Source organism: Kribbella antiqua, from assembly GCF_004345665.1.
Lineage (GTDB): Bacteria > Actinomycetota > Actinomycetes > Propionibacteriales > Kribbellaceae > Kribbella > Kribbella antiqua.
Genome location: NZ_SLWR01000006.1, coordinates 461,301 through 471,678, shown reverse-complemented (window position 1 = coordinate 471,678; position 10,378 = coordinate 461,301). Strand labels below are relative to the sequence as shown.

General features: G+C 67.7%; 13 protein-coding genes and 1 tRNA gene. 6 read left to right on the top strand and 8 right to left on the bottom strand.

Features of this window, described 5'->3' with window-relative positions:
* Positions 1–162 precede the first annotated feature (162 nt).
* The 3 genes from EV646_RS20035 to EV646_RS20025 are packed head-to-tail and all read left to right on the top strand — an operon-like array spanning position 163 to position 1,742.
* A complete protein-coding gene (locus EV646_RS20035; protein WP_132150668.1) occupies positions 163–411 on the top strand; it encodes a hypothetical protein in 249 nt (82 codons plus the stop codon).
* A 4-nt stretch (positions 412–415) separates the two neighbouring features.
* Positions 416–622, top strand: a complete 207-nt coding sequence (locus EV646_RS41000; protein WP_199237082.1) for a hypothetical protein — start codon at positions 416–418, stop codon at positions 620–622.
* Complete coding sequence (locus EV646_RS20025; protein ID WP_132150666.1) at positions 612–1,742, top strand: amidohydrolase family protein; 1,131 nt, start codon at positions 612–614, stop codon at positions 1,740–1,742. The genes EV646_RS41000 and EV646_RS20025 overlap by 11 nt, the downstream gene beginning before the upstream one ends.
* A gap of 24 nt (positions 1,743–1,766) precedes the next feature.
* Here EV646_RS20025 and EV646_RS20020 read toward each other — a convergent pair whose 3' ends face one another.
* From EV646_RS20020 to EV646_RS19990, 8 genes are all read right to left on the bottom strand, one after another.
* Positions 1,767–2,105 (bottom strand): GroES family chaperonin, encoded by a 339-nt coding sequence (locus EV646_RS20020; protein WP_132150664.1) that lies wholly within the window; start codon positions 2,103–2,105, stop codon positions 1,767–1,769.
* Positions 2,102–2,365: a DUF3618 domain-containing protein gene (locus EV646_RS20015; RefSeq protein WP_241996189.1), complete on the bottom strand. Its 264-nt coding sequence runs from the start codon at positions 2,363–2,365 to the stop codon at positions 2,102–2,104. Before EV646_RS20015 ends, EV646_RS20020 begins: the two co-directional genes overlap by 4 nt.
* 94 nt (positions 2,366–2,459) lie before the next feature.
* Positions 2,460–2,747 (bottom strand): MDR/zinc-dependent alcohol dehydrogenase-like family protein, encoded by a 288-nt coding sequence (locus tag EV646_RS40160; RefSeq protein ID WP_241996188.1) that lies wholly within the window; start codon positions 2,745–2,747, stop codon positions 2,460–2,462.
* 104 nt (positions 2,748–2,851) lie between these two features.
* A complete protein-coding gene (locus EV646_RS40150) occupies positions 2,852–3,037 on the bottom strand; it encodes a hypothetical protein (protein WP_241996187.1) in 186 nt (61 codons plus the stop codon).
* 40 nt (positions 3,038–3,077) lie between these two features.
* Positions 3,078–4,151, bottom strand: a complete 1,074-nt coding sequence (locus EV646_RS20005) for a hypothetical protein (protein WP_132150660.1) — start codon at positions 4,149–4,151, stop codon at positions 3,078–3,080.
* An 83-nt stretch (positions 4,152–4,234) separates the two neighbouring features.
* A complete protein-coding gene (locus tag EV646_RS20000; RefSeq protein WP_132150658.1) occupies positions 4,235–5,077 on the bottom strand; it encodes a transglutaminase family protein in 843 nt (280 codons plus the stop codon).
* Positions 5,074–6,018 carry an alpha-E domain-containing protein gene (locus tag EV646_RS19995; RefSeq protein ID WP_132150656.1) on the bottom strand — a complete coding sequence of 315 codons (945 nt, stop codon included), beginning with the start codon at positions 6,016–6,018 and terminating at the stop codon, positions 5,074–5,076. Before EV646_RS19995 ends, EV646_RS20000 begins: the two co-directional genes overlap by 4 nt.
* Before the next feature lie 16 nt (positions 6,019–6,034).
* Complete coding sequence (locus EV646_RS19990; protein ID WP_132150654.1) at positions 6,035–7,627, bottom strand: circularly permuted type 2 ATP-grasp protein; 1,593 nt, start codon at positions 7,625–7,627, stop codon at positions 6,035–6,037.
* 182 nt (positions 7,628–7,809) lie between these two features.
* Between EV646_RS19990 and bcp the strand changes: the two genes are divergently transcribed.
* The 3 genes from bcp to EV646_RS19975 all read left to right on the top strand — a co-directional run bounded on the left by bcp (position 7,810) and on the right by EV646_RS19975 (position 10,339).
* Positions 7,810–8,277, top strand: coding sequence for a thioredoxin-dependent thiol peroxidase (gene bcp / locus EV646_RS19985; protein ID WP_132150652.1), 468 nt, complete (start codon positions 7,810–7,812; stop codon positions 8,275–8,277).
* A gap of 302 nt (positions 8,278–8,579) precedes the next feature.
* Complete coding sequence (locus EV646_RS19980; protein ID WP_241996186.1) at positions 8,580–10,208, top strand: substrate-binding and VWA domain-containing protein; 1,629 nt, start codon at positions 8,580–8,582, stop codon at positions 10,206–10,208.
* Positions 10,209–10,258: 50 nt separating this feature from the next.
* A tRNA-Leu gene (locus EV646_RS19975) sits at positions 10,259–10,339 on the top strand.
* Positions 10,340–10,378 lie beyond the last annotated feature (39 nt).

Genomic DNA, 10,378 nt, shown 5'->3' with positions numbered 1-10,378 from the left:
CGCCTCCACTGGCGCACCCCCGCCGAAGCCCTCGACAAGCTACTATCCGACCAGTCAAAACCACCCGGTGTTGCAACCACCGCGTGAATCCGCCCCACAATTTGGCTGGTGAACCCACCAAATGGGGTCAGGACTGCCAGGTCCAGCGGCCACAAGGGTGGCGTGAACCTGAATGGTTCGGAGGGCCGAGGCGGTCAGCGGGTCTTCCGCGGGTACGACGAGATCTGCGGCCGCACCCTCGTACGGCGTGCGGCCGCCGCGAGTGGAGGCGTCGAGAGCGGCGCTGACGGGGATCTCCTGCTCCGGATGCCACGAGTCGCGGCCGTCGTCGGAACGATGGACGGCGGCCGCGATCGACAGCCGCTGATCAAGCGGCGCGACCGGCGCGTTCGTTGCCGAGCGCAACCGTGAGGCGCTGGTCCGGATCTGCCCGGCGACCGACGATCCCGCCCGGCAGCTCAACCTCCAGCACCGCGGCTGCGACGCGACATCCAATCCCTGGATCGTGATCGCCGGGCTGGTCCATGCTGGTCTCAGCGGGCTGGACGAACCCGAACCGAAACAGTGGCCGGAGGCCATGAGCGACGACGACGTGTGCAAGCGAGTGTGTGATGTCTCCTGAGCAGCTGGCCGACCACGTTGCGAACCTGCCCCTGATCGATCACCACGTGCACGGGGTCCACCGGGGACCGCTCGGCCGTGCCGGCTTCGAACAGCTGATCACCGAGTCGGACCGGCCCGTCCCGCCGTGGATGTCGACGTTCGATTCCCAGCTGGGCCTGGCGATCCGTCGCTACTGCGCTCCCCTGCTCGACCTCGACCCGCATGCCTCGGCCGAGGACTACCTGGCTGCGCGAGCCAAGCTGGACGAGGCATCACTGAGCCAGCTGTTCCTCGGTGCCAGCGGCGTGAGCGACTACCTGGTCGACACGGGCTACCAGGGCGATGCGGTGACCGGTGTGGACGAGCTGGCCCGCCTGAGTGACGCACATGCGCATGAGGTCGTGCGGCTGGAGTCCGAGCTCGAGTACGTCGTCTCCCACGAGTCCACCGTCACCGCCGTACCGGATGCGTTCGTACGACGTCTGGAGCAGCGGACTGCTGGTGCGGTCGGGCTGAAGAGCATCGTTGCCTACCGGCATGGGTTCGACTTCGACCCGGCCGAGCCGAGTAGTGCCGACGTACTGACCGCACTGGATCGCTGGTACGCGTCCGGCGAGACAGGCCGGGTCACGGACCCAGTGCTGCTGCGTTGGCTGCTCTGGACGGGTGTACGGCGCGGTCTGCCGCTGCAGCTGCATGTCGGGTTCGGTGACACTGACCTTCAGCTGCGGTCAGCTGATCCGTTGCTGCTGACCGAGTGGCTGCGCCAGATCGAGCCGCTGGGCACACAGGTGGTCTTGCTGCATTGCTACCCCTTCCACCGCGAGGCCGGATACCTCGCACACGTCTTCCCACACGTGAGTTTCGACCTGGGCCTCACGACCATGTACGTCGGAGCGCGGGCGGCCGCCGTACTCGCGGAAGGGCTGGAGCTGGCGCCGTTCGCCAAGCTGCTCTACTCCTCCGATGCCTTTGGGCCTGCGGAGCTGCACTTCCTTGGAGCGACGCTGTGGCGGCGTGCGGTCTCGTCTGTGCTCGGGGGGTTCGTGGAGCAGGGCGACTGGTCGGAGGTCGACGCTGCACGAGTGGCAACGCTGTGGGGGCGTGAGAACGCCGCACGGCTGTACGGGATCGGGTGAGGCCGCGGCTCAGGTTGTCTACACCTACAGGTAGAGCCCCGTCTGGCCGTCCTCCAGACGGCCGGCAGCCACGGCATGCAGGTCGCGCTCGCGCAGCAAGATGTAGTCGTCGCCGCGCACCTCGACCTCGGCGCGGTCCTCGGGATCGAACAGCACCCGGTCGTCGACCTCGACAGTACGCACGTTGGCGCCGATCGCGACCACCTTCGCCCAGGCGAGCCGGCGGCCCATCTGTGCGGTGGCCGGGATGAGGATGCCGGCCGACGACTTCCGCTCGCCCTCGGCCTCGAGGGAGACCAGCACCCGGTCGTGCAGCATCCGGATCGGGAGCTTGTCGTCGGAGAGCTTCTTGCGAGGAGTCACCGGCGACCCACCAGCCGGCGAACCAGGAGCAGTACGGCGAGCACGCCGACAGCGGCCCCGCCGACCGCGACGATCTTCTGGGTCCGCAGCTGACCGCGCTCGTCGAAGACCTGCAACTTGGCCTGCTCCACCTGCCGCTTGGCCACGTTCTTCGGGTGCGCCCGGTCGACCAGCTCGTCCACGGTCGAGGCCAGTCGCGCCCTGGCGGCGGCGATGTCCGCTTCGATCTGCTCGGCGGTCCGAGCCTGCGTGTCCGACACGGTCGGCGCTCCCTTCACTCTCCTGGACCTGCCCCGGTCCTTGCTTGTCTTTTTATCTGGCCGGGCCTGCCCTGCGTGCTCCCATCCTCGCAGGTCATGCCCGCAAGTCGACGACCACCTTGATGTCGTCCGGTTCCCGGACCAATGCGCCCGGCCACTCCGACAGTGGCACGGTCCGGGTGATCAGCCGCTCGAGCCAGGCCCGATCGGCTCGCTGGAGGATGTCCACGGCGTCCGCGTAGTGCCGCTTGGCCGCGTTCACCGTCCCGACCAGTGCGGCGTTGCGAACCACCAGCTGCCGGGTCAGCGCGTCCAGCTGTACGTCGATCGACGCCGGATCGAGCGAGCCCGTTGCGGCAGAAGTCCCACTCGCCGCGTGCACAGGCCGGACAGGGCTCTGGGTCGGGTCTGCGGACCACACCGGCGATCAGATCGCCTGACGCGAAGCCAGAGCCCGCCGGTGCCTCCAGCACTCGACCTAGCGACTCATGCCCGATCACCAACTGGTCCGTGCCCCGGCCGGCCGCTGCCGAAGTGGCCGGAGACCAGCTCGATGTCGGTCCCGCAGATGCCTGTGAGCAGGCCCTCGACCAACACCGAGCCGTCAGTCGCCGGCGGCTCCGGAACCTCACCTACAGCGGCCGAGTCGGCCTTTCCGATCCTGACTGTCATCGCCCGCATGGCTCTACTCCACCACACGCCAGGCCGTGTCCTACTGCACGTCGATGCTCCGCACCCAGCGGGAGGACCCTGTGATCGTCTGGTACGGCGAATTGAAGGCGACCCGGACATCGGCGTCCACGGTCGCGTTCCAGTTCGTGTAGTAGTACCCGGTGTTGGTCGTGGTCGCCGTACCGACCGTGCTGTAGCCAACGGACGGGTTGGCCTTCGGCCGGGTCTGCACGACCACCTTCTGGCTGGCGAAGGGGATCGACTTGCCGGCGTTGGTGAGCACCCTCAGGTGCCCGTACGTCGACATCTTCGTGCCGTTGTGGATCACGGTGGCCGACGTCGGCGCCGCCGTACCGGTGATCGACGTCGGGTGCAGGATCTTCACGTAGTAGCTGTTGCTCAGGTCCCAGCCGAGCGTCGACGTGCTCGGTACGGCGGCCTCGAGCCAAGTCCCATGGGCGACCGGGACCGTCACCGAGTAGCGGCCGTTGCTGTCGGTTGTCGTGGTCGCGACAGTCTGCGGTGCGCTGCCCATGGTGCGGATGTTCACCCGCCGGCCTGGCACGGGCGACTGGGTCCCGGCGGCCGTCCAGTAGGTCACCCGACCGGTCGCACGCGGCTTGGCCGGCACGTTGACGGCGGGCACAGACAGCGTGGCCACGGTCGCCCGCTTGATCGTGAAGTACACCGGGTTAGCCAGGTTCACGGTCCGGCCATCGGCATCGATCTTGGTGATCCGCCACGGCCCGGTTGCGGTCGCGTAGGACAGTTGGTCGACGCCGTCGATGGTGCCACGGCAGTCCGCCCGGTCGCAGACGTAGTCGAGCAGCACCCGGTGGGACTGCGAGCCGTCCGGCCGGGAGACCGTGACCCGCGTCTCGGTGCCGAGGCATTGATTCAGGTACGCCGAGATGGTGTAGCGGCTCTCCGAGGGACTGACGGCGAGCGGGTCGGTGTAGAACTCGCCGTTGGTCACGGCCGGGTAGGCGGGCACCGTGATCACGGTGTCGGCCAGGCAGTCGGCCATCCGCGCCGGCATCGCGGTCGCGGTGGTCGCGGTCCCCGCCGCTGCGGTGAGGACGGTCGCTGCGGCGAGCAGTGTGAGCGGGTTCATGGTGGTGCTCCGGTTCTCTAGGGCTCCGGGTTCGCCGATAGGCGCCTCCACTTATCTCGATGCGAAATTTGTCCCTCGGGTTGTCAGGCCAAGCGGGTCATGTCCACGGTGACCTCTATCGCGGTCGCTGCCCCGCCCGAGTAGATGCCCTTCAGCGGCGAGACATCGCCGTAGTCGCGACCGGTGGCGACCCACACGTGGCGATGCGCGATGGGGATGTCGTTGGTGGGATCGAAGCCCCACCAGTCGCCGGTCCACGCCTCCACCCACGCATGGCTCTCCCCCACGACCGTCTCGCCCACTGCGGCGTCGGGCTTGGTGTGAAGGTAGCCGGACACGTAGCGCGCTGGAATCCCGACCGCACGCAGCATGGCGAGCGTGAGGTGCGCGTAGTCCTGGCAGACGCCCTCTCCGGCCTGCCAGGCGTCAACCGCCGAGGAGTGCACCCCAGTGGTCCCGCGCTGGTACTTCAGCGTGTCGTGCACCCACTTGGACACGACCAGGACCGTCTCTTGCGGCGTACGACCTTTGCGCAACGACCTGGCGACTGCGCCGAGCTCACGATGCTTCGGTACGTAGGTGGTCCATTCGAGGTACTCGGCGTACTTGTCGACGGACTCTGGCGCTCGTACGTCGGACCAGGTTGCGTCGACGGCGGGCAGCGGCTGCTCGGCTGTCTCGACCACAGAGGCCGCGACTACTTTGAGCTCGGTGTGCGGTGTGTGCAGGTCGAAAGCGTTGACCTCGGTGCCCCAGTAGTCCGTGTATCTGTAACCCCTGGCAGCGGGCACTGTCTCCAGCCGCGACACCATGAGGTTCTGCCGGTCGTCGCTGCGCGGTGTGAGCCGTGCTTCGTTGTAGGACTGTGTGACCGCTGTCGCATAGCGGTAGCCGGTTGTGTGCACGACCCGGAGACGCCAGTTCACAGGTTCACCTCCGCGTTGTTCCACTCGATCCACGGCACGGCGTGGAAGTACTGCCGCGACACAGCCTCACCCACCTCGCGCACTGTCGTCTGCAACACCTGCAGCCGACCAGTGAGGTCGTCCAGCAGCTCGCTCGGTCGCAGGAACTCCAAGTCACTCCGGGCCTTCCCCAACAGCCGGGCGGCCTCAGCATTCGCACCGATCCGCGCAGACGGCCCGCGGTCCAGCTCCTCCAAGCAGGACTCGGCCTTGCTCAGCGCGTGGAACACGGATCGCGGGAACAGCCTGTCCATCAAGAGGAACTGCACAACCCTGGACGCATCGAGTGCGCCTCGGTACGTCCGTAGGTAAGTGTCGTGAGCACCGGCGGAACGCAGTACTGTCACCCACCCCGGTGAGGTCGGCTTGTCGCCCACTCTGGACATCAGCAGCCGCACGATCATGTCCACGCGCTCCACCGACCGGCCAAGCACCAGGAAGCGCCAGCCGTCGTCCCGGCTCATGGTGGAGTCCGCCAGCCCGGCGAACATCGCAGCCCGGTCCTCCACGAACGTGAAGAACTCGTGCGGCCCTACCCGGCGCGCAGCCCGCTGCCGCTCCGGTACGGCGTTCCACATCGAGTTGATGCACTGCCACAGCTCGCTGGACACGACTTCACGAGCGACCCGGGTGTTCTCCCGCGCACTGGCGATCGAGGACACGATCGACCCGGTCTCCGGCGACATCGCGACCAGCTCCGTCAGCGTCCACACGTCCAGCTGCGTACCGTCCGGCGGTGTGATGCCCAGTACGGCGAGCAGCCGGCGACTGGCGGTGTCGGCGTCCACGGTGGCGTCTTCGAGCAGCTGGTGGACCGACACGTCGAGAATCCGCGCGGTGTCGTCCGCACGCTCGACGTACCGGCCGATCCAATACAGCGACTCGGCGTTGCGTGCAAGCATCGTCAGCACCTCCTCATCACTGTTGCTGCTGCTGTTGGGCGAGGTTCAATTCAGGACCTTGCTCCGGCGTGGACGCCTCGTCGGACTTGACCGCGCCCAGCCCGCGTCCCCGCAGCTCGGCGTCCTCACCGGAGGCGCGCTGCGCCAGTACCCAGGTGTCCTTCGACCCGCCGCCCTGCGACGAGTTCACGATCAGACTGCCCTCGGGTATCGCCACTCTGGTCAGTCCGCCCGGTAGGACGAACACCGAGTCGCCGTCGTTGACCGCAAACGGCCGTAGGTCCACATGCCGGGGTTGCAACCGCTCACCGACCTTGGTCGGCACAGTGGACAGCTGTACGACGGGCTGCGCGATCCAGCCGCGCGGGTTGGCCCTGATCCGACGCCGCTGGGCTGCCAGCTCCTTCGGTGAGGCATCTGGTCCGAAGACGATGCCGTAGCCGCCAGAGCCCTCCACAGGCTTGGTGACGAGTTCGTCCAGCCTGTCGAGCACCTCTGCCTGCTCTGCGGGCAGCCAGCAGCGGAAGGTGTCCACGTTCGGCAGCAGCGGCGTCTCGCCCAGGTAGTACTTCAGGATCTCTGGCAAATAGGTGTAGACCAGCTTGTCGTCGCCGACGCCGTTGCCGATCGCGTTGGCGATCACCACGTTGCCGGCCCGCGCCGCGTTCACCAGGCCCGCGACACCGAGGACGGAGTCCGGCTCGAACTGCACCGGGTCAAGGAACTCGTCGTCGATCCGCCGGTAGATGACGTCCACCCGCTGCTCGCCCTCGGTGGTGCGCAGGTAGATCACGTTGTTCCTGGCGAACAGGTCCCGCCCCTCGACCAGCTCCACACCCATCTGCCGGGCCAGCAGCGAGTGCTCGAAGTAGGCGCTGTTGTAGACGCCTGGCGTCAGTACGACGACATTCGGGTCGGTGGCACCCGGTGGAGCCGCGGCGCGCAGGGCTCTGAGCAGGTGCACCGCGTAGTCGCCGACCGCGCGTACGCGGTGCTTGGCGAACAGGTCCGGGAACACCCGGGCCATCGTCCGGCGGTTCTCCATCACATAGGAGACCCCGGACGGGCTGCGCAGGTTGTCCTCCAGCACGCGGAAGTCGCCCTGCTCGTCGCGTACGACGTCGATGCCGGCCACGTGGATGCGCACGCCGTTCGGCGGCGCGATGCCAGCCGCCTGCCGGTGGAAGTGCTCGCAGGAGGTGATCAGCCGGCGCGGCAGTACGCCGTCCGCCACTATCTGCTGCTCGCCGTAGATGTCCGCGAGGAACGCCTCCAGCGCCCGCACCCGCTGCACGATGCCGCGCTCCAGCCGGGACCACTCCGACGCCGTGATCACCCGCGGCACCAGGTCCAGCGGGAAGGGTCGCTCCTGCCCGGACAGGGAGAAGGTGATGCCCTGGTCGACCAGCGCCCGGTCGAGAGCCTCCGCGCGGGTGGTGAGGTCCGCGGGCTGCAGTGGTTCGAGCGAGTCGTGCAGCCGTTTGTACGCCGTACGGACGCCGTCGACCGGGTCGAACATCTCGTCGTACGCACCGGCGTGCGGGCGACGCGGATCGAGATACCCGGCGAACAACTGCGGACCCGCGAGGCGGGAGGATGCGGGGCTCATCCACGTCCTCGCTTCGCTCCGGGCGCGGATGAGGCACGGAGGGCGCTGTGCTGAATGATGACCTCGCTTCGCTCGCTCATCTGCGCATCCTCACAAACCTGGCCGCGCCTCGCACCTGTAACGCCCGTCAGTTTTCCCGCACGTAACATGACAGGGCACCTCGACTCGATCATGGAGGACCGATGTCCGAACGCCTGTCCGCCGGCGACACCGCACCCGATTTCACCCTCCCGGATGCCGACGGCAACGAGGTGGCGCTGAAGGACCTGCGCGGGAAGAACGTGATCGTGTACTTCTACCCGGCCGCGATGACGCCCGGGTGCACGAAGCAGGCCTGCGACTTCCGCGACTCCCTCGACTCGCTGCAGGCCGCCGGGTACGCCGTACTCGGCATCTCACCGGACAAGCCGGCCAAACTGGCGAAGTTCCGCGAGCGCGACGGGGTGACGTTCCCGCTGCTGAGCGACCCGGACAAGGAAGTCCTGACGGCGTACGGCGCCTTCGGCGAGAAGACCATGTACGGCAAGAAGGTGACCGGCGTCATCCGCTCCACCTTCGTCGTCGGCCCCGACGGCAAGATCGCCGTGGCCCAGTACAACGTCAAAGCCACCGGCCACGTAGCCAAACTCCGCCGCGACCTCGGCCTCTGACCCGGAGGGAAACCTTCGACCGTTTCATGTGGTTGGTCCATGGAACGGTCGTTTGAGCAAAGATCCCGGTGTGATTTGGATCACGCCTAAATCTCAGCGCACCGCAGCGGCAGCGCTACCGTGGGTGAGTTTTACAGCGTTCCTGTGAAAGACCGGTACTCCCGGGGCCGTCAACGTTCAGCTGCGGGTGTGTCAAGAATCGTCTCGTCCTTCGCTCTGACCTGCCGAAACCGGGTAATCTGCGCGCGCAGTCAGCCTCTGGGAGGGAGGGACCTGCCGCGATGGGAAAACACTCCTCTGCGGTGACACGAAGTAACAACCGTCGTCCGGTGTACATCACCGCGCTCGGGCTTCTGGTGCTGTCCTTGGGCGCCGTGTTCGTGGTCCGCTCCTTCGGTTCGGAGTCCGGCGCGGACGGCTTCCTCGGCGGTAGCGGTTCGTGCGACGACCCGACGCAGGTCAGCCTGAGCACGACGCCCGAGTTGCAATCCTCGCTCGAGGCCGCGGCGAAGTCGCTGGCGAGCAAGGGTGGCGACGACGGAACCCCGTGTCTGCAGTTCACCATCAGCGCGGCAACCTCGGCGAAGGTCGCCCAGGACGTCGCGAGCGGCAGCGACAACCGGCCCGACCTGTGGGTGCCGGACTCCTCGCTCTGGGTCGCTCAGGCCGACGACGGGCAGACCGTCCCGACCATCGCCGTACCGTCCGTCGCGACCTCTCCACTGGTCCTGGTCGGCCGGAACTCCAACTTCGCCGACACCTCGTCCTGGCTGCGTTCCTTCGCCGGTGCCGAGCCGGCCCTGCTGGACCCACTCAGTACGTCGCCCGGCGCACTCGCACTGCTCGCCGTACAGGCCGAGCGGACGAAGACGTCGGCGTCCGACACCCAGGTGGCGGGCGTGATCGTGCCGCTCGCGCAGCGGCTCGGCTCGATGGCGAAGCCGTACACCGATACAGCCGCCTTGTTCGGCAGAGCCAACCAGGAGGGAAGCACGCTCGTCGTACCGGCCTCCGAGCAGAGCTTCGTGAAGTACCAGGAAGACCACCCGGAGTCCGAGCTCAAGGCCGTCGTACCGGCTACCGGCACGCTGGTGCTGGACTACCCGATCGTGGTCACCTCGAAGTCCGACGCCGAAGCCGTCACCGAGGCGGCCAAGGCGCTCGGCACCGAGCTCATCACCGACAGCGCGAGCCAGGCCCGCGAGGACGCCGGCTTCCGGGACCGCCTGATCAGCCCGCTCAGCGGCGGCCGCGGCGTCGGCGACATCACCCAGCTGACCAAGCCGACCTCCGACGCGATCGACAAGACGCTGCTGAACTGGACCCGGCTGTCGTTGTCCACCCACTCGCTGGCGGTGATCGACATCTCCGGCTCGATGGCGGAGAAGGTCGGCAACAAGACCCGGATGCAGCTCACCATCGAGGCGGCCTCCGGCGGCCTGGCGCTGTTCCCGAACAGCGCGTCGCTCGGTCTGTGGACGTTCTCGACCAAGATCGGGCCGGACGGCGCCGACTACAAGGAACTCGTCCCGATCGCGCCACTGTCGGACCGGCAGCGCAAGAAGATCGTCGACAACCTGAGGGTCCAGCACGCGGTCCCCAACGGCGGCACCGGTCTGTACGACACCGCGATCGCCGCGGTCCGCGCAGTACGGCAGCAGTACGACTCCAGCGCCGTCAACTCGATCCTGCTCTTCACCGACGGCCAGAACGACGACCCGAACGGCCCCACGCTGGATTCCGCGATCAAGGTGCTCGAGGGTCTGCGCGACCCGGCCCGCCCGGTCCGCATCATCGCCCTCGGCATGGGCCCGGACGTCAACGCCGATGAACTCCGCCGCCTCGCCGCGGCCACCGGCGGCCAGTCCTACGTCACCCGCAACCCCACCGACCTCCGCGAAGTCTTCATCGACGCACTCCAAAGCCGCTGAACGAGGTCGCCTCCCCTAGGATGTCTTCCGACGGGGAGGCGACTCCCTCAGCCAGAGTGGTGGAACGGCAGACACGCCGGCTTTAGGTGCCGGTGCCCCCGGGCGTGCGGGTTCAAATCCCGCCTCTGGCACCCTGATGAGCCGCGGCGCCGCCGGCGGTCGGCCGAAGG

Coding starts and splice junctions, on each gene's coding strand:
- EV646_RS20025 (WP_132150666.1), top strand. CDS start 612: ATGTCTCCTGAGCAGCTGGCCGACCACGTTGCGAACCTGCCCCTGATC.
- EV646_RS40150 (WP_241996187.1), bottom strand. CDS start 3,037: ATGACAGTCAGGATCGGAAAGGCCGACTCGGCCGCTGTAGGTGAGGTT.
- EV646_RS20005 (WP_132150660.1), bottom strand. CDS start 4,151: ATGAACCCGCTCACACTGCTCGCCGCAGCGACCGTCCTCACCGCAGCG.
- EV646_RS19995 (WP_132150656.1), bottom strand. CDS start 6,018: ATGCTTGCACGCAACGCCGAGTCGCTGTATTGGATCGGCCGGTACGTC.
- EV646_RS19990 (WP_132150654.1), bottom strand. CDS start 7,627: ATGAGCCCCGCATCCTCCCGCCTCGCGGGTCCGCAGTTGTTCGCCGGG.
- bcp (WP_132150652.1), top strand. CDS start 7,810: ATGTCCGAACGCCTGTCCGCCGGCGACACCGCACCCGATTTCACCCTC.